Annotated in this window: 21 protein-coding genes; 6 read left to right on the forward strand and 15 right to left on the reverse strand. The window is 63.4% G+C overall.

Translation table 11 applies throughout. The features are described 5' to 3' along the window. Positions 1–224 precede the first annotated feature (224 nt). Together MA04_RS18345 and MA04_RS18350 are read right to left on the reverse strand one after the other, a co-directional pair. Positions 225–839, reverse strand: a complete 615-nt coding sequence (locus tag MA04_RS18345) for a DUF924 family protein (protein ID WP_262462054.1) — start codon at positions 837–839, stop codon at positions 225–227. Further along, positions 836–1,450 (reverse strand): arylesterase, encoded by a 615-nt coding sequence (locus tag MA04_RS18350; protein ID WP_262462057.1) that lies wholly within the window; start codon positions 1,448–1,450, stop codon positions 836–838. Before MA04_RS18350 ends, MA04_RS18345 begins: the two co-directional genes overlap by 4 nt. Between MA04_RS18350 and MA04_RS18355 the strand changes: the two genes are divergently transcribed. Next, the gene (locus MA04_RS18355; protein WP_262462058.1) at positions 1,428–2,123 is read left to right on the forward strand and encodes an ABC transporter ATP-binding protein; all 696 of its coding nucleotides are present in this window, start codon (positions 1,428–1,430) and stop codon (positions 2,121–2,123) included. The two genes, MA04_RS18350 and MA04_RS18355, sit on opposite strands and share 23 nt — an antisense overlap. Then, positions 2,116–4,563: an ABC transporter permease gene (locus MA04_RS18360; protein WP_262462060.1), complete on the forward strand. Its 2,448-nt coding sequence runs from the start codon at positions 2,116–2,118 to the stop codon at positions 4,561–4,563. The genes MA04_RS18355 and MA04_RS18360 overlap by 8 nt, the downstream gene beginning before the upstream one ends. Before the next feature lie 129 nt (positions 4,564–4,692). On the opposite strand, the gene MA04_RS18365 is transcribed toward MA04_RS18360, so the two are convergent. Next, on the reverse strand, positions 4,693–5,871 hold the full coding sequence (locus MA04_RS18365; protein ID WP_262462062.1) for a multidrug effflux MFS transporter: 1,179 nt from the start codon (positions 5,869–5,871) through the stop codon (positions 4,693–4,695). Positions 5,872–6,164: 293 nt separating this feature from the next. Between MA04_RS18365 and MA04_RS18370 the strand changes: the two genes are divergently transcribed. Continuing rightward, positions 6,165–8,015 carry a cation:proton antiporter gene (locus MA04_RS18370; RefSeq protein ID WP_262462064.1) on the forward strand — a complete coding sequence of 617 codons (1,851 nt, stop codon included), beginning with the start codon at positions 6,165–6,167 and terminating at the stop codon, positions 8,013–8,015. Positions 8,016–8,156: 141 nt separating this feature from the next. On the opposite strand, the gene MA04_RS18375 is transcribed toward MA04_RS18370, so the two are convergent. From MA04_RS18375 to MA04_RS18390, 4 genes are read right to left on the reverse strand one after another with little or no spacing between them, the layout of a single operon-like run. Beyond that, positions 8,157–8,630 carry a MerR family DNA-binding protein gene (locus tag MA04_RS18375; RefSeq protein WP_163127428.1) on the reverse strand — a complete coding sequence of 158 codons (474 nt, stop codon included), beginning with the start codon at positions 8,628–8,630 and terminating at the stop codon, positions 8,157–8,159. Positions 8,631–8,675: 45 nt separating this feature from the next. After that, the gene (locus MA04_RS18380) at positions 8,676–10,238 is read right to left on the reverse strand and encodes an FGGY-family carbohydrate kinase (RefSeq protein ID WP_262462065.1); all 1,563 of its coding nucleotides are present in this window, start codon (positions 10,236–10,238) and stop codon (positions 8,676–8,678) included. Then, positions 10,235–11,746, reverse strand: a complete 1,512-nt coding sequence (locus tag MA04_RS18385; protein WP_262462066.1) for a glycerol-3-phosphate dehydrogenase/oxidase — start codon at positions 11,744–11,746, stop codon at positions 10,235–10,237. Before MA04_RS18385 ends, MA04_RS18380 begins: the two co-directional genes overlap by 4 nt. Beyond that, positions 11,743–13,347: an FAD-binding oxidoreductase gene (locus MA04_RS18390; protein WP_262462067.1), complete on the reverse strand. Its 1,605-nt coding sequence runs from the start codon at positions 13,345–13,347 to the stop codon at positions 11,743–11,745. The genes MA04_RS18385 and MA04_RS18390 overlap by 4 nt, the downstream gene beginning before the upstream one ends. 213 nt (positions 13,348–13,560) lie before the next feature. On the opposite strand from MA04_RS18390, the gene MA04_RS18395 reads away from it, so the two are divergent. Further along, complete coding sequence (locus MA04_RS18395) at positions 13,561–14,226, forward strand: OmpA family protein (RefSeq protein WP_163127420.1); 666 nt, start codon at positions 13,561–13,563, stop codon at positions 14,224–14,226. Positions 14,227–14,298: 72 nt separating this feature from the next. On the opposite strand, the gene MA04_RS18400 is transcribed toward MA04_RS18395, so the two are convergent. The 4 genes from MA04_RS18400 to MA04_RS18415 all read right to left on the reverse strand — a co-directional run bounded on the left by MA04_RS18400 (position 14,299) and on the right by MA04_RS18415 (position 17,935). Continuing rightward, entirely contained in the window at positions 14,299–15,561 is a 1,263-nt protein-coding gene (locus MA04_RS18400; protein ID WP_163127418.1) for an MFS transporter, read from the reverse strand. A gap of 158 nt (positions 15,562–15,719) precedes the next feature. Then, positions 15,720–16,832: a ferritin-like domain-containing protein gene (locus tag MA04_RS18405; protein ID WP_163127416.1), complete on the reverse strand. Its 1,113-nt coding sequence runs from the start codon at positions 16,830–16,832 to the stop codon at positions 15,720–15,722. A 180-nt stretch (positions 16,833–17,012) separates the two neighbouring features. Further along, the gene (locus tag MA04_RS18410; protein ID WP_014994689.1) at positions 17,013–17,465 is read right to left on the reverse strand and encodes a PaaI family thioesterase; all 453 of its coding nucleotides are present in this window, start codon (positions 17,463–17,465) and stop codon (positions 17,013–17,015) included. Then, on the reverse strand, positions 17,465–17,935 hold the full coding sequence (locus MA04_RS18415; RefSeq protein WP_035451564.1) for a PaaI family thioesterase: 471 nt from the start codon (positions 17,933–17,935) through the stop codon (positions 17,465–17,467). The genes MA04_RS18410 and MA04_RS18415 overlap by 1 nt, the downstream gene beginning before the upstream one ends. A gap of 123 nt (positions 17,936–18,058) precedes the next feature. Here MA04_RS18415 and MA04_RS18420 point away from each other — a divergent pair, with 123 nt between their 5' ends. Beyond that, a complete protein-coding gene (locus tag MA04_RS18420) occupies positions 18,059–19,180 on the forward strand; it encodes an alpha/beta fold hydrolase (protein WP_262462070.1) in 1,122 nt (373 codons plus the stop codon). A gap of 161 nt (positions 19,181–19,341) precedes the next feature. On the opposite strand, the gene MA04_RS18425 is transcribed toward MA04_RS18420, so the two are convergent. Together MA04_RS18425 and MA04_RS18430 are read right to left on the reverse strand one after the other, a co-directional pair. Then, a complete protein-coding gene (locus tag MA04_RS18425) occupies positions 19,342–19,752 on the reverse strand; it encodes a YkvA family protein (protein ID WP_163127412.1) in 411 nt (136 codons plus the stop codon). Beyond that, positions 19,745–20,524, reverse strand: coding sequence for a ParA family protein (locus tag MA04_RS18430; RefSeq protein ID WP_163127410.1), 780 nt, complete (start codon positions 20,522–20,524; stop codon positions 19,745–19,747). The genes MA04_RS18425 and MA04_RS18430 overlap by 8 nt, the downstream gene beginning before the upstream one ends. Before the next feature lie 311 nt (positions 20,525–20,835). On the opposite strand from MA04_RS18430, the gene MA04_RS18435 reads away from it, so the two are divergent. Beyond that, complete coding sequence (locus tag MA04_RS18435; RefSeq protein WP_262462072.1) at positions 20,836–22,182, forward strand: cytochrome P450; 1,347 nt, start codon at positions 20,836–20,838, stop codon at positions 22,180–22,182. A gap of 253 nt (positions 22,183–22,435) precedes the next feature. On the opposite strand, the gene gorA is transcribed toward MA04_RS18435, so the two are convergent. Both gorA and MA04_RS18445 read right to left on the reverse strand, forming a co-directional pair. Further along, on the reverse strand, positions 22,436–23,854 hold the full coding sequence (gene gorA, locus MA04_RS18440) for a glutathione-disulfide reductase (RefSeq protein ID WP_262462099.1): 1,419 nt from the start codon (positions 23,852–23,854) through the stop codon (positions 22,436–22,438). 125 nt (positions 23,855–23,979) lie between these two features. Continuing rightward, a complete protein-coding gene (locus MA04_RS18445) occupies positions 23,980–25,545 on the reverse strand; it encodes an FMN-binding glutamate synthase family protein (RefSeq protein ID WP_163127406.1) in 1,566 nt (521 codons plus the stop codon). Between the last annotated feature and the right edge of the window lie 55 nt (positions 25,546–25,600).

Genomic DNA, 25,600 nt, shown 5'->3' on the forward strand with positions numbered 1-25,600 from the left:
AATCCGTGTCTACTTAAATGGGGCCAGTCCAGCGAAAAAAATGCGATTCTGCAAAGGCCATTTGCGAATTCGCCACTCCTGATCCTAGTTGACAGGCTTGTTGTTTATTTGCTTTTGAACGCGGAGGGGCTTGCCAGCTTTTGACCGCGGCCCCTATGGTTGGAGAGCAAGGTTACGTATTTCGCGCAGCTATTAACTGTTCACTCTTCACTGTTCCCTGCTTTTCACTGTCCATACCGCTTCGCATTCTCCAAAAACACCGTCTCCTCTTCCGTGTTCTCCCTGCCCAGCGCTTCGTTGCGGTGGGGGAAGCGGCCGAAGCGGGCGACGACGTCGCGGTGTTCCTCGGCGAACTTGAGGTTATTTTCAATTTTGCTTTTCAAGTGTTCCGGCACCCGCTCCAGCAGGGAGCGGAAGCAGGCGATGCCCTGGTTTTGCAGTGCCAGGTCCTCGGCGTGCATCAGCGGCATATAGAAGAACACCTGCCCGGCCCAGGGAAGGCCGGTTTCCATACCGGTGGAGATACCTTCCAACGTCAGCGTGATCGCCTGATGGTCACCGGCGAAGGCCGCCGCCTCACCGCGATGGACGTTGCGACTGAACTGGTCCAGTAACAGAATCAGGGCCAGCCGGGAGCGGGGATGGCGCTCCCAGGCCACCAGTTCCCGGTCCAGTGCCGCTTGCAAACGAGCACTGAATTGCTCGCGAATGCGTGCATCCAGAGCGGCGCCGCCGGAGAACCATCGTCGCTCGCACTCCCCTGGCGGCCAGTCCCCCTGATCCAGCCCATCGAACCAAAAGTCCAGGATATCGTTGTAAGGCACTTCAAAATTCATCATTGCTGGCAGTCCTTCGGTAATACTTGCCGCAAAACCGGCCAGGCGTTATCCAGCAGGGTGGGCTGGGCTTCGGCGGTGGGGTGAATGCCGTCGCTTTGGATCCGGCCGGCTTCCACCACGCCGTCGAGAAAAAACGGCACCCAGGGTAACTCATTGTTCTCCGCCACCTGTTTGAACACTGCCTCGAAACGTTCGGTATAGGCACGACCATAATTGGGTGGAATGCGCATTCCGAGCAGCACCACCCGGGCCCCGGCCTGTTGGCCGAGGGACACCATTTTTTCCAGATTGCCGGCCAGACGACTCGGCGGCAGGCCACGAAGGCCATCGTTACCGCCCAGTTCCAGCACCAGAACATCCGGCTGATGCCGCTCCAACAAGGCCGGCAGGCGGCTGACACCACCATCACTGGTCTCACCGCTCACCGACGCATTGATCACCGGCATCGCGGAACATTGACTTGCCAGTCGTTGTCCGAGAAGGTGCACCCAACCCTCCGTTTCTTGCAGACCGTAGCCGGCGCTGATGCTGTCACCCAGCACCACGATGCCCTGCGCGCGGCCCAGTAAAGGCGCGAGGAACAACAGTATGACCAACAGGCACCTCGACATGGCTTCTTCCCCTGTACTCGTGGCTCAACGGTTAACCAAAACGGTGGTCGCTCCGGAAGGCGATCTGACCTTGCTGCACGGTATCGATCTGGAGATCGCCGCCGGTGACAGTTTGGCCATCACCGGGCCTTCCGGTTCCGGTAAATCCACCCTGCTCTCTCTGCTGGCCGGCCTGGATGTACCTTCCGGCGGCAACGTAACGCTGGCCGGACAGCCTTTCAGCGACCAGGACGAGGATACCCGGGCGGCCCTGCGCGGTCAGTATTGCAGCTTCGTGTTTCAGTCCTTTCATCTGGTCGCCGACCTCAGTGCGGTGGAAAACGTCATGCTGCCACTGGAAATCGCCGGCGACCGCGAGGCCCGCGATAAAGCGCGCCTCTGGTTGCAACGGGTCGGCCTGGAGCCCCGGCAGCATCATTTTCCCGCGCAGTTGTCCGGCGGTGAGCAACAGAGGGTGGCTCTGGCCCGGGCCTTCGCCATGGCGCCGCGGGTGCTGTTCGCCGATGAACCCACCGGCAGTCTGGATCGCGCCAACGGGGAGCAGATCGCCGAGTTACTGTTCAGTCTGAATCGCGATCACGGCACCGCCCTGGTGCTGGTCACCCATGATCCGGAACTGGCCTCCCATTGCGCGCGCCATCGGCAACTGGTGGAGGGGCGTCTCGGTGACTGAGCGGCTACTGCGCCCCTGGCGCTCCCCGGCGTTCCGGATCCAGGCGCTGGCGCTGTTGGTGGCCACCCTCGCCATCGCCACCGTGGTGCTGTTGCGCGGCGAGCTGGAGCATCGCTTCGCCACCCGCACCGCCGAGGCCATTGGCGGCGATCTGGTGCTCGAGGGCAGCGCGCCACCCAGCGATCAGCAAAAGGGCATGGTCAGCGATCTTGCCAGTGCCAACACTCTGACCTTCAGCAGCGTGTTGGTGCGTGACGACACCTTCGTGCTGGCCAGCGTCAAGGCGGTGGACCAAGGCTACCCTCTGTACGGTTTGGTGGCGGTGGCCGGGCAACGTTTCGCCGACCCGCGACGGGTGGATCACGGTCCCGCGCCCGGTGAGGTCTGGCTGGCCGGTACCGCCCTCGATCGCCTGGAGCAACAGGTCGGCGATACCGTCACCATCGGTGACCTGCCATTGCGGATCACCGCTGTGCTGGAACAGGAGCCGGATCAGGGCGCCGGTTTCTACAGCATGAATCCGCGCGTGCTGATGAACCTGGCCGACGTACCGGGTACCGGCATCATCGGCCCCGGCACCCGGGCCCGTTACAAGCTGCACCTGCGCGCGCCGGGCGAGATGATGGCGCCTCTGATCGAACAGCTGACTCCGACACTGGCCGCCAACCAGGAACTGGAAACCCGCGACAACGCCGGATTACGCTCCATGGGGCCACTGCGCCAGTTAACCCTTTGGGGGCAATTGGCGGTGATGATGGTGGTGCTGTTGTGCGGCGGCGCGGTCTATCTGGCCGCCGGTGTGCGCAGCCTTGAGCAGGCCCGGCGCAGCGCGGTGATGAAGACCTTCGGCGCCTCCCGGGCCACGGTGCTGCGTTGGATCCTGTCGCGCGAGCTGACCGCGCTGTTGCCGGCCATGCTGGCCGGGCTGGCGCTGGCGGTAGCGGCGTTTCTGGCTCTGCAACAGTGGCTCGGCGATACCCTGGCCTGGAGACCGGGCCCGGGCAGCTGGCTGCTGCTGGCGCTGGCGCCGCTGGTGATCTGGGCCGGGTTCGCCCTGCCCCGTCTATGGCGGCTGGCGGATCTGCCGCCTCGTCAGATCCTGCAGCCGGAACCGTCCGCGCCGGTGGCCCGCACCGGCCTCAACCTGGTTGGCGCGTTGGCGGCACCGGTACTGGTGGCCATGGTGCTGTCCGGCTCACTGATGGAGTTGCTCCAGTTGCTCGGGCTGATGGTGGCGGTGGCAGTGGGCCTGCCCCTGTTGCTGTGGGGGCCGCTGCGCCTTGCCGACCGCCTCGGCGACCGCTGGCCACTGGCGCCCAGGCTGGCCCTGCGGCGACTGTCCCGACGTCCGCTGACCACCCTGCCGATGCTGTCGGCGCTGGTGCTGGCGCTGGCGATCATGTCCATGTCCAGTCACGTGGGTCAGCAACTACTGAGCCAATGGCGCGCCACGCTGCCGGAAAAGGCCCCCAACTATTTCGTACTGAATCTGTTCGAGCCGGATCTGCCCGCGTTCCGGCAATGGCTGGATCGCCATGACGCGGAAACACCGCAGCTGTATCCGGTGGTACGCGGCCGGCTGGTGGAGGTCAACGGGCAGCCGGTCCGCGAGGCGGTGACCAAGGAAAGCGATGACCAGGAGCAAGGTGAGCGGGCCCTGAACCGGGATCTGTCGCTGACCGAAGGCGACACCCTGCCCGCCAGCAACCAGATCGCCTCCGGGCGCTGGCTCGACCCGGAACAGCCCGGCGAGGTCTCGGTGGAATCGGAACTGGCCGCGTCCCTGGGGCTGCAGGTGGGTGACCAACTGCGCTTCACCGGTGTCTCCGGCGAACTGAGCGCCACCATCGTTGGTCTGCGGGAGGTGGACTGGGAAAGTTTTCAACCTAATTTCTACTTCATGTTCAGCCCCGGGACGCTGGACGGCGAGGATCGCTACTGGCTGACCAGCTTCTATCTGGACGAGGCCAACAGCGGCGCCCTGCCCGATCTGATCCGCGCTTTTCCGCAAATCACCTTGCTGGACGTGAACGCGCTATTGGGGCAGGCACAGGTTCTGATCGCCCAAGCCAGCCGCGCAGCTTTGGCCCTCGCCGCGTTACTGCTGGCCAGCAGCGTCCTGGTCATGGCCGCGGCCTGGCTCGCCGGCAGCGGTCAACGGCGGAAGGACGACGCTCTGTTGCGCGTGCTCGGCGGCAGCCGCTCGCTGCTGCGGCGGGTGGCGACGATTGAACAGCTCTGGTTGATGGGCGGTGCCGCCGTGTTCGCACTGGTGCTGCACTTTCTGGCGCTGTGGCCCCTGGGCCAGCGTATGTTCGACGGTGACCTGCCGCTGTCTCCGTGGATGCTGCTGCCCTGGGCGGTGGTGCTGCCGTGGCTGGCGGTACAGCGGATTCTGCCCCACCGCACCGGCCCGCCGCTGGCGCGGTTGAGCGGTTAAAACATCGACCGTACTACGAAGCCGCTGTGGGAGCTTGCTCTGCAAGCGAATCTTTTGGCCGAGAGCCCATTCGCTTGCAGGCAAGCTCCCACAGCGGCCTTGTAGTAAATGCCTGGCGTCCGGCGATTCTCAGCTCCGCCGCGCCAGGCCCCAATAGCATCCCAATGCCGCCAGCGCCGTCGCCGCCATCAGTCCGGTCATCGGCAGCGGGGTACCGTCATGGATCATGCCCAATCCGGTGCCGATCAACCCCGCCAGTAAAAACTGCAGGCAGCCGTTGAGGCCGGTGGCAGCACCGGAATCGCTGTCGAAATAGGCGAGGAAGCTGGCGATGGCGTTGGGGATAATCAGCGCGCCCATTCCCGCCACCATCATGATCAGCGGCACCGTGTTCCACAGCGACAGGGTTCCGGCCAGCGTCAGCACCAATAAGGCCAGTGCCGACAACGTCTGAATCACCAGCGCCACACCGAGAATGTCGGCACCGCGATAGCGGCGCAGCAGCAATACATTGAGCCGGTTAAGGCTGAGCATGGTGAGAATGTTGCATCCGAAATAGATTGGGAAACGGGTTTCGTCGATACCGAAATAATCAATGTAGAGGAACGCCGCGTCGGTGATGAAGATGAACATGGCGGAGAACCCCAGACTGTTGGCAAGGATGAACCCCATCGCCGCCCGTTGCCGCAACACCCGACCGTAGGCGGCGAACATGCGATGGCGCAACGGCTCCGGATCCACCTTCGGCACCACCGTGGGCAGCGCGAACCGCAATACCAGCACCGCCACCACCGCATAAACCGCCAGGAACAAGAAGATGCTCTGCCAGCCCAACAGCTTCAATAAAGCGGCGCCGATGGCCGGCGCCAGCAACGGCGCCATCAGCATCACCAATCCGATGGTGGTCAGCACCCTGCCAGCGTCCGGGCCGGTAAAATGGTCCCGCACCGAAGCGGCGCAGATCACCACCGTGGCGCCACCACCAACGGCCTGCACCACTCGCAGCAGATAGAGCGTTTGTACGCTCTCGGTGACGGCGATGGCGAGACTGGCGAGAAAGAACACCAACAGCCCCACGTAGGCCACCGGCTTGCGCCCGAAGTGATCGGACAACGGACCGCCCAGCCATTGTCCCAGCGCCACCCCGATCACATAGAAGCTCACCGACAGCTCCACCGCGTGCACCGCCACGCCGAAATCATCGGCCATGGTCGGCAATGCCGGCAGATAGGTGTCGATGGCCAGCGGCCCGAGGGCCACCAGACTGCCCAGCATGATCGCCAGGCGCGTGGGGGAAATCGCAGACATACAGGCTCCGTTTTTTGGCGAACGGCGTCCCTCACCCGTCGGGTCTCACGGGGTTCGCCAAGGGCACAAGCGGGGTGCGCGACGCCGGCCAGCGTGGCCGGGCGGTCACAAGATTAACACCGGCGGCACCATTTCCCCAGCTTCGCGGCGGAATCCATCCGATCCGTCATGGAGGAATCACCAACCATTGAAGAATCAGTGGTCGTGGACGGTTCCGATACGACCGGTCAGGCCCTACACTTGCGCAAATGCCCCGGGCCACCGGGCACCCCCAAGCCAGTAAAAGGATGTCCATGGAACTGACTCTTCCGATCCAGCTTGCCCTGATCGTGGTGGTGGCCTTTCTATGCCAATGGGGCGCCTGGCGCCTCAAGCTGCCGGCGATTCTGCCGCTACTGTTGTCCGGTCTGCTGCTGGGTGGCGGCCTCGGGCTGATCGATCCCAAAGCCATGTTCGGGGATCTGTTACTGCCCAGCGTGTCCCTGGCGGTGTCGATCATCCTGTTTGAAGGCGCGCTCACTCTCAAGTTCGATGAAATACGCGGTCTGGAGCGCACCGTGCGCCGGCTGGTGACCTGGGGGGCCCTGGTCACCTGGGCGGTGGTCACCGTCGCCACCTGGTACTTTCTCGAGCTGCCACTGGATATGGCGTTGCTGTTCGGTGCCTTGGTGGTGGTCACCGGTCCCACCGTTATCGTCCCGCTGCTGCGCAGCGTGCGCCCGGTCAGCAGTGTGTCGCGGTTACTGCGTTGGGAGGGCATCGTCATCGATCCTCTTGGCGCCGTTCTGGTGGTACTGGCCTATGAGCTGGTGGCGGCCACTGGCCAGGGTGCTTTGCTGCACGGTCTGTGGTTGTTCGCCCAATCCATGGTGCTGGGCGTCGTGATCGGTTCCGTGGTGGCGTTCATGCTGGCCTTCCTGCTCAAGCGTCATCTGGTCCCGGAATACCTGCGCAGCTTCCTGGTGCTGTCCGTGGTGGTGGGCGAATTCGTGCTGGCCAACTGGCTTGGCGAGGAATCCGGGCTGGTGGCGGTCACCGCCACCGGTATCGTGCTGGCCAACCTCAAGGGCGTGCGCACCGACGATATTCTCCACTTCAAGGAGAACCTGTCGGTGATGCTGATTTCGGTGCTGTTCATCGTCCTCGCCGCCCGCCTGGACATGGCCCAGCTGGCGCAACTGGGCAGCGCTACCCTGGTGGTGTTGCTGGTGGTGCAACTGGTGGCCCGGCCGTTGTCGGTCTGGGTGTCCACTCTCGGCAGCAAACTCAACTGGCGGGAGAAAGCGCTGCTCGCCTGGATCGCGCCGCGCGGCATCGTCGCCGCGGCGGTTTCCGCCCTGTTCGCGGAGCGCCTGGAAAGCAACGGCGTGGAAGGCGCCGAGTTGCTGGTGCCGCTGACCTTCTCGGTGATCATTGGCACGGTGGCGCTGCAGAGCCTGACCGCGCGACCGCTGGCGCGCCTGCTGAAAGTGGCGGAACCGGCGCCACGCGGCTTCCTCATCATCGGTGCCAATCCGGTGGCTCGAGCCATCGGCAAGGCGCTCAATCAGAACGGCTTCCCGGCCATGGTTACCGATTCCAGCTGGGAGAATATCCGCGCGGCGCGGATGGCCGGCCTGGCCACTTACTACGGCAACGCGGTTTCCAGCCACGCCGACCAGTACCTGGATCTGGTGGGCTACGGCAAGCTGTTGGCGATGAGCCCGCGGCGGGAAATGAACGCGGTGGCGACCATGCGCTATCGCTTGGAATTCGGCGAGCGCAACGTCTACAGCCTGCCCTGGTCCGGCGATAAGGAAGAGAAACACGAGATTGCTTCCCAGCATCGCGGCGGCACTTTATTCGACGAGGATCTCACCTACGCCCGGCTCGCCAGCCTGATCAGTCAGGGTGCCGAAGTACGCAAAACGCGACTCACCGACGAATTCGATTACGCCGCCTACCTGCAGGTGGAAGATAGGCAGGTGTGGCCGCTGTTCGCGGTGGATACCCGTGATCGCATCCATGTTTTCAGCGCCAACAACCGCCCTGAACCGAAATCCGGTTGGTCTCTGTTCGGTCTGATCCGCGAGGACGACGCCAAGGAAGCGGCGAAGGAAAAAAGCAACGGTGACAACGGCAATGGCTCCGCCCTGCCGGGGTAAAGGCAGTTGACAGTTGATAGTGGACAGTTGACAGCGAAAAGAGCATTGCGAGCCGAGGTTTTCTGTGGGAGCTTGCCTGCAAGCGAATGTTGCAAACGCTTTAGCGAACCCCATTCGCTTGCAGGCAAGCTCCCACAGCGGCTAACCCCTGATGGGGGCGGACGTCATATTCTCGCGATGGTCACAGGCGACAGGCGCCGTCGCCTCGCCAATCCGCTCGAAGGAGTCGATCAACCCGCACACCCGGCCGTCGGCTAAATGCCGATCCGGCGTGTCTTCCCAGACCGCCATCGCCTGGCGCATACGCTGACTCAGCGCCTGCAATTCCTGGATGCGCTCTTCCACCTCACCGAGCCGGGTTTCGATCAAATCACGGACCCGCGGGCAAGGCGTCTGCCCGGCGCCACTGGCGGACATCAACTCCGACACATCACTGAGCGTGAAGCCGAGACTGCGGGCCTTGAGGGCAAAGCGCAGCCGGCGCAAATCCTCGGCGCCATACTCCCGGTAGCCATTGTGCGGATTACGGCGCGGCGCCAGTAATCCCAGATCGGTGTAGTGGCGCACGGTTTCCGTGGTGGTGTCCGCACGGCGTGCCAGATCCGTCACGCGCATAGTACTCTCCCTTCATTGACCAGACGGTTAACAGCCGCGGACCGCTCACAGGTCCGCCGGATAGCCGGTGATGGCCCGGATCTCCCGGTACAACCCCGATAGGCGGGGATAGATACGCCGATAGACCCGATGATACAGCTGCTGGTAGGTATCACGATGGCCGGCGCGGGGCTCGAAGCGCGGTCCCGGGTGGGTCATCGCCGCCACCGCCCGCTCGTGATCCGGATACAGCCCGGACCCCACGGCGGCATTGATGGCCGCGCCGAGCCCGGAAGTCTCAAAGGTATGGGGGCGCACCACCGGTAAATCAAAGATATCGGCGGTGATCTGCAAAATACGGTCGCTTTGCGAGCCGCCGCCGGAAACGCGCAACTCACGGACCGGAGTACGATTGCGTTTCTGCAAGCGCTCCTGCCCCTCCTTGAGCGCGTAGGCGACCCCTTCGACGATGGCCCGGTACAGGTGGGCGCGGTCATGGGCGTCGCCGAATCCAAGAATGGCGCCCTTGGCTTCCGGCCCCGGGAAACGCACGCCGGGATTCCAGAACGGCTGCAGCATCAGCCCCAGTGCCCCCGGCGGTGACTGGTCCAGCAACTCGTCGAACAAGGCCTCCGCCGCCACACCCTGGCGCTCGGCACGCTGCACTTCTTCCGCGGCGAACTCGCGCTTGAACCATTCCACCAGCCAGTATCCGCGCTGCACAATGATTTCCGACGTGTAGTAATCCGGTGCCGCAGCGCCGTAAGCGGGAACGAACGGGTACGGTTCCACGTAACGGCGATTGCTGGTATTGAACGTCGCGGTGGTGCCGTAACTGACATGGCCGATATCAGGGCTGAGCGCTCCGGAGCCGAGCACCTCGCAGGCTTTGTCGGCGCCACAGGCAATCAGCGGGAGACCGGCGGGAATACCGGTGTGGGCTTCAGCCTCGATGCTGATCCGGCCCAGTGGTTGTCCTGGCGGCACCAGTTCCGGCAACTGCTCACGCCGCACCCGCAGAGCATGCCATTTGAGGTCGCCGGGGCGGGCCCATTGCCGGCGCCGGTAATCGAAAGGCAGGTAGCCGACCTGGCTGGCGGTACAGTCTTTCAAGACCCCGCACAGCTTCCAGGTCAGAAACCCCGACAGCAGCACGAAATGCTCGGTGCGGCGCCACAGTTCCGGCTCGCGTTCGGCCAGCCAGTTGCACTCGGCCTTGCCGCGAAACTGGCGCAGCGTGCCGCCCTGCCCCAACAGATTGACGCCCCAGCGCCAATACCAGGGCAGTGCTGGAGGGTTGGCGGCACGGCGCCGGTCCAGCCAGATCACCGCCGGCCGTAACGGCCGATAATCCCGGTCCAGGCACACCACCGAGGCCCGTTGCGTGGTCAGCGCCACCGCCTGGACCCGTTCCTTCAGTTGCGGGTGGGCACACCACAGCGCCTGGCAGGCCTCTCCGAGGCCCCACCAAAAATGCTCCGCGTCCTGTTCCGCCTCGCCCGGCGGCCCTGACCAATACGGCTCCACCGGCTGCCGCGCCCTCGCCACCAGCTCACCACGGGTATCGAACAGCAGCGCCCGGGCGCTCTGCGTGCCCTGGTCGAGAGCCAGCAGCAGCGGCGCGCTCACGACGCCTCCGCCAACCTGCCCGGGACGCCGTAATACTCATCACGCAGGCGCCGGTAGCGTTGCCACTCCTGTTGCCAGCGCGCCGCGTCCCAGCCCAGTTTGTCGGCGGCCAGACCTTGCAGGCGGTCATGCAGCGACAAACCGCCGTCGCGCCGCAGCAGCCCCAGGCGGGTACGGCGTAACAGCAGATCATCCAGATGCACCACGGCTTCATGCTCCAGGCACCAGGACAGCAAGGCGTCGTCGTCCTGATTGCCGTGCAGGAACTCATCCACTTGAGCCGGTGCCTCCGGAATCGGCGCATACAAAGGCACATTACTGCGCCGGGCGCGGCGCCAACCGGTGCGATCCAGCAAACCGGCCGCCAGCAGCGCATCCAGGGCACTCAGCCGGAACGTGGTGAGCTTGCCGCCGCTCACCGAGATCACGCTATCGTGCTCCCAGACCGCGTGGTCCCGCTTCTCGCTGGAAGGCTTGCCGGCACGGCTGGAGCGGATCACCGGGCGCACTCCCGCCATGGACGACAGCACGTCCCCGGCGCCGAGTCCGGCACGCGGAAACTGCTGGTTGAGCAACTCCAGCAGATAGTCCATTTCCTGTTCCGAGGCGCGCGGCTCCCGGTTCAGATCCTCCGGGTGGTCCAGATCGGTGGTGCCAACACACACCACCCCTTCCCAGGGAAAAATGAACACCGGGCGTTGATCGCGCGGATGCAGCACGGTGAGGCAGTCCCGCACCGGCAGGCGCTCGGCGGAAAAGAACAAATGGCTGCCCCGCAGCGGCCGGATCCGCTCCGCGTCGCCACCAAGTTGCCCGGCCCAGGCGCCGGTGGCATTGATCACGGCGTGGGCGGTGAGTGTCGCCGTGGCGTCATCGGTCAGATCCCGCACCGCCACCCGCAGCGGCGCCGTGGCGGCGTCACCATCGCCACGGGAGACGCCGGTAACGCGCGCGTAATTCATCGCCCGCCCCTGGTAACGGGCCGCTTCCAGCAAGGTCCGCAGCACCAGACGGCAATCGTCGGTGAGCGCGTCGGTATAGCTGAGCGCGCCACCGAGTCCCTGGTCGTCCAGCCCCGGCACCCGCTTCAACAGTTCCTCGGTGCTCAGATAGGCGCGGTCACGGATACCGGCGAGAAAATCATAAAGCCCCAACAGCGCGGTCATTGGCCAGCGTCCGGGGAAACGTCCCTTGCGCAACGGGAACAGATAGGTGGCCCTTTCCACCAGGCCGGGCAGTTCACGCAGCAGGCGTTCCCGCTCCCGTAACGCGTCCCGGGTCAGCCGCACCTGCCCCTGGGCGATGTAACGCAACCCGCCGTGGACCATTTTCGAGGATCGGCTCGAAGTACCCCAGGCGAAGTCGGCCTGCTCCAGCAGCAGGGTCCGGTAGCCCAGGCGGGCGGCTTCCAGCAGTACGCCGGCGCCGGTGATGCCGCCGCCAATGACAATCAGATCCCAGTTCTGTTCGCTCAGGGACGCCAGCGTCGGTCGTGGTCCCAGTGTCATGGCCGGTCCTCCTCCGCCACCAGACAGCCGGGGTTGAGCTGTCCGGTGGGATCGAAATGAGCGGTCAGCGCGCGCAATGCCGCCAGCCCCCGAGTGCCTTTTTCCTCGCTCAACCAGCCACGGTGATCGCGCCCCACTCCGTGTTGATGGCTGATGGTGCCACCGCACGCCACCAGCGCGTCGCTGGCCGCCTCCTTCATCGCCCACCAGCGCCGCCGTGTTTGCTCATAGTCCGGCGAGCAGCGGAACACATAGGTAGTGTAGATACTGGAGCCCTGCGGATAGAGATGGGACAGATGGGTGAATACCAGAGCCTTCTCGCCTTCTCCGGCGTGGGCGTGAATGGCGTTTTCCATGGCGCTCACGGTGTCGTCGACCCGGGACCATTCCACGCAGGTTTCCAGCGTGTCCACCGCGTAACCATGTTCCCACAGACCGTGGCGCAAATAAGGGGAGCGGAAGCGGGCGTGTTCCCATTTTTTGCCCAGACTCTTGCCAATCATCACCCCGCCGTGTGCTCGCACCAAAGCTGAAGCGCGTTTCACCGCGGCGCGGCAGAACGCGGCATCACCGCTGGCGCCGAAGGTCACCATGCATCGTCCCTTGCCGCAGCCCCGCAATGACAGGTAGCGGTTGAGCGCGGAGAGCGCCAGAGGTGACGCCGCCAGGCGCAGTTGGGTGCGGGTCTCCTCGGCGTTGGAGAAACGCGCCATGGACAGCGATGGCCGGTCCTGGGCAAGGCGGCGCGCCAACTCCCGGGCCTGCTCCCAGTCCGGCACGAAGCCCACGTAAAACTGCTCGAATTCCGGCAATGGACTGATACGCACATCCACCTCGGTGATGACACCCAATCGCCCTTCGCTGCCCAGCACCCATTCGCGGGCATCCGGGCCGGCGGAAGACGCCGGGATAGTCGGCAAACGCCAGCTGCCGGAAGGGGTTTCGATACGGGCGCCGGCGAACAGCTGCTCGATGCGGCCATACAACAGGGACTGCTGGCCACTGGAACGGCTCGCTACCCAGCCGCCCACCGTGGACAATTCCCAGGACTGAGGATAGTGGCCAAGGCGAAAACCGTGCTCACGCAATTGCGCTTCCAGTGCCGGTCCCGGCGTGCCGGCACCGAAACGCGCCAGGCGATTCTCCGGTTCCAGCCGCAACAGCCGGTCCATGGCGCCCAGGCTCAGGGTCAGCACCGGACGGTCGTCCACCGGCGGGTTGATGTGGCCGGCCACCGAGGTGCCGCCGCCATAGGGAATCACCGCCGCGCCCTGCGCCAGGGCCCAGTCCAGCACCTGCCGAACCTGGTCACTGTCGCCGGGCCGGGCGACCCCATCGGGAAACACCCCGAACTGCCCCGAACGCATCGCCAGCCAGTCCCCCAGGCTTTGCCCGCGAGCATGGCGGACCCGGATTTCCGGGGAGCGGTCCACCAGCGGGTGTTCCGGCAGGCGGCTCCGCGGTACCGACTCGATCACCTGATCCAGATCGGCATCGGCCAGCGGCCGCCCTTTGCCGATCCGTTGACGCAAGAAGCGCACGGCGGAGGCACGCAACGGAAACTCCGTGGCTTCATCCCCCCACCCATTCCATCGACGCATAGTGGATTCCTTGTTCTGGTCTGCTCCCGATGGTAATCGGTCGCTGTCACCGTTGCACCGGCCGGCCACGCCAAAAGCGGCCGCGGCCGGCTCCATTACTCATTCCGGAACCACTACGCTTTACCGCTTTTTACCGGAACACTATGGTACAGTCCCACGATTACGGTACCTTGGATCAGGCTGATCCAGATTTCGAGATAATAAGGAGACACAATGAAACGCATCCTCGGTTGTTCCATGCTTGCCGCCGCGATCACTCTGGCCGGGTGTAGCACCGTGAACCCCTACACCGGCGAAAAACAAACCAGCAAGGCGGCCACCGGCGGTGCCATCGGCGCGGTAGCCGGGGCTCTGATCGGTATCGCCACTTCGGACAATGCCAAGGAGCGCAAAGAACGGGCTCTGGCAGGCGCGGGCATCGGCGCCGTGGCCGGTGGCGGCGTGGGCTACTACATGGACGTTCAGGAGAAGAAACTGCGGGACAAGTTGCAGGCCACCGGCGTGTCGGTGACCCGTAGCGGTGACAACATCATTCTGAACATGCCGGGCAACGTTACCTTCGACACCGACCAGTCCGACGTGAAGAGTAACTTCCGTCCGGTGCTGGAATCCGTCACTGAAGTGCTCAAGGAGTACAAGTCCACCATGATTCAGGTGGCCGGTCACACCGACAGCACTGGCGGCGAGCGCTACAATCTGCTGCTGTCACAGCAACGTGCCCAATCCGTGGCCAATGTGCTGAGCAGCTATGGCGTTGAAACCGTGCGCCTGGACGTGGTGGGCTTCGGTGAGACCCAGCCGATCGCCAATAACGGCACCGCCCAGGGCCGCGAACAGAACCGTCGGGTTGAACTGACTCTGCTGCCGTACACCAAGTAAGCAGCAAGCCCGTCCCCTGCTCCGGTTGCGCCATCGCGCAGCCGGAGTCCCCCCAACACCTTATCGCTAAGATCACTCTTCCCCGGACACGTCCGTCTTCAGCGTGGTCTCCGTCCGCCGCCGCAATCGCCACACCAATACCGCCAGCGGCACCATCAACACCGCCACCATGATGTACGGAAAACGGTGATCAACGCTGTACAGCGCGGTACCGGTCAAGGGGCCGATGATGAATCCGAGAGAAGGACAGGCGCTGGCGAGCCCCGCCACCCGGCCTTGCTCCGAACTGTCCACGCGCAGGCTGGCCAGCGCCATGATCGCCGGCATGCCGAAACCGATCCCCAGCCCCACCAGCATCACCGCCGCGGTCAGCGCCAGGCGCTGGTCGAACAGCCACAACAGCAGAGCGCCGGCACCGATCAACGGTACCGCCATGCCCAGCAAGGCCAGCGCCGGGGCGCGCAACCACTGCACCACCAGAATTTGCCCGGTGAGCGAGGTCACCGCCGCCGCCATCATCGCTGTGCCCAAGGCCCCGGCGGCGGCGGAGGGAGACATGTGCAGCGCATCTTGAAACAGAAAACCCAGCGTTTGCTGCACCAGTGCGAAGCTCATGAACAGGACCACGCCGGTAATCAACAGATCACGAAAACGGGGGTCGGTGTAAGCCCGCAGCCCGGTGGCCATGACGCTGCGCACGCGCGTATCCGGCGCCTGGGTGCGATAAGGGGAAGGCGGCAGCAACAGAAAAATCAGCAGAGCCATGCAGGCCACCACGCCGGCGACCAGGTAGAGAGGCAGAATCAGCGTCAGCGCGGCCAGCAGGCCGCCAATACCCGGCCCCAGCACCGTGCCCAGATTGTTGGCCGCGCCGATTCGACCCATGCCGCGGGTACGCGCTTCCGGGGCGGTGATATCCGCGGTGTAAGCCGCCGCCGCGGGCGGTGTGGCGGCCATGATCACCGCCTGACTCATCCGCGCCACCACCAGACAAGCAACCAGGGCGCCGCCGGTGAGCCAGCCATTCAGCCCGAGATGGAACACCACGGCGAAAAACACAGTGCCAACCGCGTAGCCGGTCAGCCCGATGATCAGCACCGGCCGGCGTCCGTACAGCTCGCTCAGGTACCCCCAGATCGGACTGGCCAGAGCAAAGGCCAGGGAGGAACAACTGATGATCAGTCCCACCTGGATTTCCGCCAGCCCGGTGGAACGGCCCAGTGACGGCAGCAAGGTAAACACCAGGGTCTGGCCTAGCGCGGTGACACCGACGGCGGCGAGCAGCAGGGTTTGCACGAATGCCGGGGAACGGGCGGCAGGCGACGCGGCGGGCATGGGGTCCTCCGAAAAACGGCTATGTTAGCACCCTTTGCGTCAGCCGAATTGCTCCTTTGGTAACCGGGGGTGACGAATCAGGTGGCGATTCGCTGGCAAGCCAGCTTTCCGTGGCCTCTTCCACGGGAAGCCGAGCCGCCAGCGAATCCGCGCCGATCTCAGGAAACTTCGTCGTAAAGCGGCCGGGACAGCTCCGCCCAGTCCACTTCACCGTCGTCCACCAGATTCTCGAACTGAAGAATACCCAGAGCCTCGAATTTGGGCCTTACCGACTCGGTCAGCAGACCAATACGCTTGAGGTTGGGGATGATGCGGGTAAACAGCAGATTGCGGAACTGTGCCATCAGCGCCGATGCCAGCGCCTTCTCTCGCGCCTGCTCCACATCCCAACCGAACTCCTCGAACACCTCCACCGCGATCAGCCGCTCACGCATCACCACGCAGGCTTCGTAGGCGAACTGGGCCCGTTCTTCCTTCTCCTGCTCGGTGAGGGTCTGCACGAAGTCTTCCAGGTAGTTGACACCGAAGGTGACGTGGCGGGCCTCGTCGCGCACCACCAGCTGAATGATCTGCCGCAGCAGCGGGTCCTGGGCGGTGAGCTTGAGGGTGTTGAAGGCAGCCAGGGCAAGCCCTTCGATGATGATCTGCATGCCGATGAATTTCAGATCCCAGCGCGGGTCGGACAGAATCTTGTCGAGCAGGGATTTCAGGTGTTTGTTGACCGGGTAGAAAATGCCGATCTTTTCCTGAAGGTAGCGGGTGAACACCTCCACATGCCGGGCTTCATCGAAGGTCTGGCTGGCGGCATAGAGCTTGGCGTCGTAGGTCGGTGCGCAACTGGCCAGTTGCGAGGCCACCAGCAAAGCACCCTGCTCTCCGTGCACGAACTGAGCCAGCATCCAGGCCAGGTTGTGCCAGCCAAAGCGCAGTTTTTCCTCGTCCGGCAGCGTGGCGAACGGTTCCCAGTCGTAAAACGGGTTCAGTTTCTGATCCAGCGGTACTTCCGATTTTGGAAAATTCCGTGACCAGTCCACGTCCATGTCCGCGTTCCAGTTGAGCTCCTTGCCGAGCCGGTAGAGCTTGCGGATACGACCATCGGCACTGCTGTAGTCCCAGTTGTAGTGACCGGTGAGCGGGGTCTGGAAGATTTCCACCACATCCTGAACGTGGGCGGGCGTGAGCCGCTCCTCCAGATCGTCACTGCCGGGACCATCCCAGCTTTGGTAGTAAGTGATGTCCGACGGCGGGGATGCCATTTCCTTGATGCGCATGATGAGGCTCCTTGTGGCTTTACTCAGCTGGGGCGCTCTCACCAAGCTAGTCGGGCCGGACACCGGCGGCAATGTCAGGCAATGACAATCTGCCGCCGGAAATGTCGCCAAATCACAACTAGAAATGACTTTAATTTATTACCTTTTACCCTTTTTTATCAAAGAGATAGGGAAGAATCTTCAAGCATTTTCATCGGAAAGAAGAAAGTGGGCCCGGGCAATGGTAATCGGCTCTTCCCGGTTCTTTTGCCAGGCACTGATGTGCACATTGGCGATGCGCCGGCCGAGACGGGTGACCCGGCATTCAGCGAAAGTGTCCTGATAAAGCCCCGCCCGCAGATAGTCGATGGTGAAGTCGATGGTCTTCGGTACCCGCGGCTCGCCCATCTGCAGCAAGATGAAGATGATCGCCGCCTGTTCCATGAACCCGGCCACGGCACCGCCGTGCAATGCCGGCAGGGTCGGGTTGCCCAGGTTGTTTTCGTTACGGGGCAGAATGAACGTCAGTTCCTCGCCCTGGGCCAGGACCTGGATGCCGAGGAAACGGGCGTAAGGCACCCGATCGATCAGATCCTGGTAATCCGCTTCACCGGCCCGGCAGGCCTGAACCAATGCTTTCAATGTGTCGCTCATCAGGATGCCACCCGCCCGCTTCTGTCCAGTTTCATACGTGTATAGGTGGCCTGACCGGTGGCCACCGGCTCGCCCTGCTCGTCCCCCTCCTCCCAGGCGGTCATGCGCACAAAGGTGACATGGGCACTGAGGCGATAGCAGGTGGCGTCGCAAATCACCGCCTTGCCCGGCGTCGGCGCGTGCAGGTGATCAATACGCAAATCGATGGTCGGGGTGATCTCCACCGCCGGGTACAGACGGCAGCTGTTGGCCATGCCGCCGGCATGGTCCATCAGGGCGAAGACAGCGCCGCCGTGCAGCACGCCGGTGTCCGGATTGCCCACCAGATCCTCGCGCCAGGGCAGACGCAATCGCACGCCCTCCTCTTCCGCGCTGAGCACTTCCAGGCCCAGCATGCGCGAGTGGCGCACGGTTTCCAGGGAACGTTTGCAAACGTCCATTCGGGTGTAAGGTACGGCTGAATCTGTCACGGCGGCCAATGCTCCCATGGTCAAGGCGCGGCAAGCTTAACGCCTTGTTTTAGCGCTGAAAAGCGCCAATGGCAAATGCCGGTGGCGACCTTCACCACTGGATCCGGCAGTCTGGAGCCCTGCATGTCACCTCGTTTCTCCCTGAAGAACGGCGCCCGCGCCCTGGGTCTGGCGATGGAACGCCGGCGCCACCCGCGTCGCTTCATCCAAACCGATAAAACGCCCTGGGATCGCATTTATCAGGACGGCATCATGTCGGTTCGTCACTACAGCCTGCCACCGATGGCGCGCATTCCGGTCGGCGGCGAGATGATCCCGGTGGAGCGGAGCAAGCACCGGCGGCCGCTGCTGCTGGTGCCGGCACTGGGAATCCACTGCTGGACCTTCGATCTGATGCCGAATCGCTCCATGGTGCGTTATCTGATGGCGCGCGGCCACGACGTCTATCTGATCGACTGGGGCCAGCCCTCCAAGGCGGACCGCGAGCTGGACCTGAACACCTACGTTAATCACTGGCTGCCGGCGGCGGTGGAAGCGGTGCGCGACCATACCGGCGCCGAGGATATCAATCTGCTCGGCTACTGCATGGGCGGCCTGCTCAATCTGATGTACCTGGGCGGCCATCCGGGAGCGCCGGTGCACAGCCTGGCCACCATCGCCAGCCCGGTGAACTTCCACAAAAGCGGCCCGTTCGGTACCGTCTTCAGTCTCGCGGCGATCCCCGCCATGCAGGTGCATGACTGGTTCCAGGTGCGCCTGGAGCCGCTGGACAGCAAACTGTTCCACATTCCCGCCAACCTGCTGTCCTGGGGTTTCAAGCTCACCAATCCGCCAGGGCTGGTGCAGTCCTACGTGGATTTATGGCGCAACTCCGCCGACCGCGACTATCTCACCGAATACATGACCATGGGGCAGTGGTTCAACGACATGGTGGATTACCCCGGCGCGGTGGTCAGAGAGGTGATCGAGAAACTGATTCTGGCCAACAGTCTGGCCGACGGTCGTATCAAACTGGCCGACCATGAGGTGGACTTCGCCAATGTCACCCAGGATCTGCTGGCCATCGGCGGCACCAGTGATCGCATCGTCACGCTGCGCGCGGCGCGGGACATTCTCAAGGTAGTGGGCAGTAGCGAAAAGCGCTTTGAGGAAGCGCCGGGTGGTCATGCCGGCGTCTTTGCCGGCAGCAAGGCCCCGGCCCATACCTGGCGCATCATCGCCGACTGGCTGGCCGCACGGGGGTGAAAAGCGCTGGAATCACCGCTCGCTTCGAATCACCCCCGGCTACGAAGCCGCTGTGGGAGCTTGCGGACTCCCGGGTCTCCTGGATTCGCTTGCAGGCAAGCTCCCACAGCGGCTTCGTAGACCTCTCTGAATTCATGTTCCCAGCACCGGCCGGTAGTGGCTCACGAGCTGCGATAGGCTGACCTACCTTCCGGGTCCTGACCGTCCCGCCACAGCCGGTACTTCTCCAGATCCGAACCGATCCAACGCCAGGCGCGATTGAGCACCACCAGATCATCCAGCAACCCGACACCGAGAATCATGTCCGGCACCGCGTCCAGCGGCATCAGGAAGTAGATCAACACCGCCGCCACCGTGACCAGCGTGGCCCAGGGCGCGGCCGGGTAACGTCGCAGGGACCAGTCCCGCAGCATGCCCCCGGCCAGTTGCAGTTTTTCCCAGGCCTCGCCCAGACGGTCACGGTTGGCCCAGGCCTTGGCGGCACTGGCGGCGGCCAGGCGCTGGCTGGCCAGCGGGGACTTGAGTACACGGCCGGCCCGTTGCCGGGCGCGGCGCCAGGTGGATTCAGCCATAGAGCTCCCGGTACAGCGCCCGGTATTCATCGGTGAGTTTATGACGCGGATTCCAGTGCACCAGCGGCAATGCCTTGTCGTGAGATTCCCGCATGGCGACACTGGCGGACAACCGGCTGTTGAGAATCGGCAGCCCCTCCTCCTGCAGCTGCGCCACCAGTTCCTGGGGCAGGCGGGCGCGGGGCTGGTACTGGTTGACGACGATGCCGTCCACGGAAAGATCCTCGTTATGGTCCTCCCGAGTTTCCTGGATATTTTCCAGCAACGAGTACAGCGCCTTGCGCGAGAAGGCATCACAATCGAATGGAATCAATACCCGGTCACAGGCGATCAGTGCCGAAAGCGTATAAAAATTGAACGCCGGCGGGGTGTCCACATAGATGGCATCGAACTCGCGCGAAAGAGTCTTTAACAAACCGCGCAGTTTGTAGATTTTATGCTTGGATTCCAGCAGGTGTTCCACTTCGCCCAGCTCACCATTGGCGGGCAATACATACAGATTTTCAAAACGGGTGGTGTGCAGATATTCCCTTGGCGCTTTTTCCTTGATCTTGAACGACAGTGTCTGAGCAAAGAACGAGCCGATGTTGGGGGCCGGCCCGTCTTCACCCCGATAGGCCTCCATGCCAAGCAGATACTGGCTGGCGTTACATTGCGGATCGAGATCCACCACCAGAGTCTTGCGGCCTTCACTGGCGGCAATGGCGGCCAGGTTGACGGTGATACTGGATTTGCCGACACCGCCTTTGCGGTTGAACACCACTGTTCGCATCAAAATACCTCCATAACCCAAGCTCTCATGTTACACAGCCGGCCAGCGTGGAGCAGCGGCCGTGGAGACCTGCCCCACAGGCGTGCGGGATGTCCACAGTTTCTGTGGATAACCGCGTGCATAAGCCGTTGATGGCGTGCCGTGGCCGGGAGAATACGGGACCTGCCCGCCACATGATCGTTCTTTACCCAGCACCGGGTAAATATCCGGCAGAAAGACATATACCCGCTATTGCCTTCCGTTCGAAGCCTGCCCAGCATACAGGTAAACACCATATATACGCCGATACCACAACGACAACGGAGAACTCCATGGCCACCATGACCCCGCTGGCGCCGGTTCCCGCCGGCAGCGCGCTGAAACCAGTCCCCGGCGATACCGGGCTGCCGCTGATCGGCAACACCCTGGCGATGATGCGCGACCCGGTCACCACGCTACGACAGCGTTATGACCGTTTCGGGCCGGTGTCCTGGACCCACCTGTTTGGTTTGAAGATGGTGCAGATGCTCGGCCCCGATGCCAATCAGTTCGTGTTGATGAATCGCGGCGACCTGTTTTCCAACCATCAGGGCTGGTCTTACTTCATCGGTCCGTTCTTCCATCGTGGCATCATGTTGCTGGATTTCGAGGAGCACCGCTGGCATCGCCGTATCATGCAACAGGCATTCCAACGCGAGGCCCTGCGTGGTTACCTGCGGCGGATGGCGCCGCGCACCGAAGAGGGTCTGTCGCATTGGTCGGAGGGCCCCATCAAGCTGCTTCCGGCCCTCAAGCAACTGACCCTGGACCTGGCCACCGACGTGTTCATGGGCCGGGAACTGGGCGATCAGACAGACCGGATCAACCGCGCCTTTATCGACACCGTACGCGCCGGGACTTCCCTGATTCGTTTCCCGGTCCCGGGACTCGGCTGGTCAAAAGGACTGCGGGGGAGACGGGTTCTGGAGCGGCTGTTCATGGACGATATCGGCGCCAAGCGCGCCGCTCCGGATAGCGACTTGTTCAGCATGCTGTGCCAGGCTCGCACCGAGGATGGCCATGAGTTCAACGACGAGGATGTGGTCAGCCATATGATCTTTCTGATGATGGCAGCCCACGACACCACCACCATCACGCTGTGCACCCTGCTCTATCATCTGGCCCGGGAGCCGCAATGGCAGGAGCGGCTACGGGAGGAGTCCCTGGCTCTGGGCAAGCCCTGGGTGGAACACGAGGATCTGGACAAACTCCCCGGTATCGGCCTGGCCATGAAGGAGGCGCTGCGGCTGTGCGCGCCAGTGCCCAGCATGCCCCGGCGCACGGTCAAGGACGTGGAGTACGACGGCTTCTATATACCCGCCGGCACCTTCATCAATATCGCGCCGTTTTTCACCCATTCCATGGAGGAGTACTGGCCGGATCCGGAACGGTTCGACCCGGAGCGCTTCAGCGATGCCCGCCGCGAAGACCGGGTACATCCCTATGCCTGGGTGCCTTTCGGTGGCGGCGCGCACAAATGCATCGGTCTGCATTTCGCCGAGATGCAGGTCAAATCCGTATTGCATCAAATGCTGCTGCGCTTCCGCTGGCGGGTGCCGGAGGGCTACGAAATGCCACTCGACACCCGCAGCCTGCCGGTGCCCGCCGACGGCTTGCCGGTAACGCTGGAGCGGCTTTAAGGCTGGGCATCGCGGTCGCTGGCACGCTTACACGCAACACGCTTGCTCGCCTCATTCGCAAGCAAGCTCGCTTCCCACATCGACTCGTAGCCCCCCTGTGGGAAGCGAGCTTGCTCGCGAATACAGTACGAATTCATGGCTACAAGACCACGCAAGCGGGCCAGGGGTTTAGCGTGCCGGCGTGCTGCGTGTACGCGTGCCAGCGAGTTGCGGGACACCACTGGTCCACGGACCGGCGATCTCCCGACGCTGATCAGACTGCGGATGACGCCCTCTCGCCGGCGCTAACAGTGTCGCCCTGACGCAAGGTCACCAACTCCTCGGCGGAGGTGGGGTGGATGCCGACAGTGGCGTCGAAGTCCGCCTTGGTGGCGCCCATTCGAATGGCGACGGCGAAGCCCTGAGTGATTTCCGCCGCCTCCTCACCGGCCATGTGCAGACCCACCACCTTATCGCTGCTGTCATCGACGATCAGTTTCATCAGCGTGCGTTCCTGGATATCGCTGAGGGTGTAGCGCAGCGGCCGGAACTGGCTGCGGTACACTCGCACGGTGCCATAACGGGCCAGAGCCTGCTCCTCGGTCAGCCCCACCGTACCGATATTGGGGTGACAGAACACCGCCGTGGGCACGTCACTGTAGACCACCGGTCCTTCCGGCTTTTGTTCACCGAACAGGAAGGCCGCCAGCCACATGCCTTCGGCCAGGGCCACCGGCGTCAACTGCAGCCGGTCGATCACATCGCCCAGGGCGTATACATTGGCGACGCTGGTCTCGAAGCGGTCATTCACCTCGATAGCGCCGCGCCCGTTGGTTTGCACCGCCACTCCGTCGGCGAACAGCCCATCCAGCCTGGGCACCCGGCCGGTGGCGTAGAACACTTCGTCCACGCGTAGTTCGGAGTCGTCGGTTAGGCGAAGTACCTTCTCTTCACCCTGCTCCTCAATGGCGCTCACGTCGGTGTTGAAGCGCAAGTCCACGCCGGCGTGACGCATGCCTTCGGCAACGAACTCCCGCACATCCTTGTCGAAGCCGCGCAGGAACAGATCGCGGCGATACAGTTGCGTCACCGCCACGCCCAGACCGTTAAGAATGGAAGCGAACTCGCTGGCGATGTAGCCACCGCCCACCACCGCCACCCGTTTCGGCAACTGCTCCAGGTAAAACAGATCGTCGGAGATGCGCACATGGTCACGGCCGGGAAAGTCCGGCACGAACGGCTTGCCGCCGGTGGCGATGAGAATATGGCGGGCCTGCAGCAAGGTCTCGCCGTTCACGCTGACCGTGCCGCTGCTCTCGACCCGGCCATGGCCTTCGAAGATCTGCACGCCGGCGCCGTCCAGCAGCTTGCGGTAAATGCCGTTCAAACGTTCGATTTCGCGGGTTTTGTTGTCCCGCAAGGTGGCCCAGTCGAAGGACCAGTCACCCACGCTGTAGCCATAACTGGCGGCCAACTCGAATTCACCAGGGAACCCGGCGCCATAAGCAAACAGCTTCTTCGGCACACAGCCCACATTGACGCAGGTGCCACCGAAAAAGCGCTCCTCGATGATCGCCACTTTGGCGCCATGGCTGGCGGCCATGCGCGCGGCACGCACACCGCCGGATCCCGCTCCGATCACTACCAAGTCAAATTCAGCGGACACAAGCTGCTCCTTAAATTCGTGCTGGATCAGGGCGCCGGCTTCGGCCCCCGGGGATGCTGTTATTCTGGCGTCTGTCCCGGGAATCACAAGCCGGCGCAGACAATGACGCCGATAGCGGACGGCGATACACCCTTAGAGCCTGTTCACGGTCTTCAGGCACCCACGCGGAAACGGGCAAAGGGCGCATGCAGACTGGGCCGTCCCTCGGTCAGGTAGAGACCGCGTTCAATCGGCGGCCACAGTTCTTCCATGGGGATCGAATCGCCGTTGGAATTGACCAGACGAATATGATGGCGGCGCAATTCCCGCGGCTCACCGACACCGCAGGAGTGGGCGATGGTTTCCACCTCCTTGACCAGGTTGGCATGGAAGTAGGCCACCCGCTGAGCCTTTTCCGCCGGCACCAGTCCGCGCTGCAAACGGGGGTCGTGCGTGGTGACGCCGGTGGGACAGGTATTGCGATTGCACTGCATGGCCTGGATGCACCCCAAAGCGAACATATAGCCGCGCGCCGAGACGCAGAAATCCGCGCCCATGGCGATGGCCCAGGCCACCATGTTCGGTGTGATCAGCTTACCGGACGCGATCACCCGGATCCGCTCCCGCAGGGCGAAGCCGTCGAGCAAATCCACCACCAGCGGCAGCGATTCCGACAGGTTCAGCCCGACATCGTCCATCAGCGACATCGGCGCCGCGCCTGTGCCGCCGTCACCGCTGTCGATGGTGATGAAGTCCGGAGCGCTTTCCAGGCCGCGTTCGTGGATCTCCATGAACAGGTCCTCCAGCCACTGCCAGGAACCGATCACCGCTTTGATACCCGTGGGTTTGCCGGTAACGTCACGGACGCGATGGATCATGTCGAGAAGATCAGCGGCGCTGCCCACATCCGGCTGGCCGTTGGGACTGATCGACGGCTGCCCCACCGGGATACCGCGAATCGAGGCGATTTCCTCGGTCACCTTGGGTCCCGGCAGAATGCCGCCCTTGCCCGGCTTGGCGCCCTGGCTGAGTTTGATCTCGATCATTTTCACTTCCGGCCGCTGCGCCACCTGCTCCAGCCTGGCATCGTCCAGGCCGCCGTCGGCATTGCGCACACCATAGCGGGCGGTGCCAATCTGGAAAATCACGTCGCAGTGACCTTCCAGGTGCCAGGGCGCCAGCCCCCCTTCCCCGGTATTCAGCCAGCACCCGGCCAGTGAGGCGCCGTGGGACAAGGCTCTGACCGCCGGTTTGGACAAGGCACCGAAGCTCATTCCGGAAATATTGTAGAAACTGCGGGCCACGTAAGGCTGGCGGGCGTGTGGACCGATCATCACCGGCATGGTCTCCGCCGCGTCCTTCTCCAGGGTCGGAAACGGCGTATTGAGAAACACCACCCGCCCGGCGCCATTCTGCTTGGTGGAGCCGAATGCCACGGTGTTGCTCAGGTTCTTCGCCGCCCGATACACCCAACTGCGCTGGGCGCGATTGAACGGCAGTTCTTCCCGGTCCATGGCGAAGAAGTACTGGCGGAAGAATTCCCCCAGGTGCTCAAAGAAATAGCGGAAACGGCCGATTAGCGGGTAGTTACGGCGGATCGAATGGGCGGTTTGCAGGTAGCGATCCTGAAACCACAGCACCAGAGCGGTCAGCAGCGCGATCACCAGAGCCAGCAACAACCCCAGCTCCAGCCAGGTAATGAAGGTATCCAGCCAGGACTGCAGCTGTGGAGACAACATACTTCCTCCTTGACGATTGAGGGACGGGCCGCTCTGTAAAGACTATCTGTAAAGA

The organism is Alloalcanivorax balearicus MACL04, assembly GCF_025532145.1.
Taxonomy (GTDB): domain Bacteria; phylum Pseudomonadota; class Gammaproteobacteria; order Pseudomonadales; family Alcanivoracaceae; genus Alloalcanivorax; species Alloalcanivorax balearicus.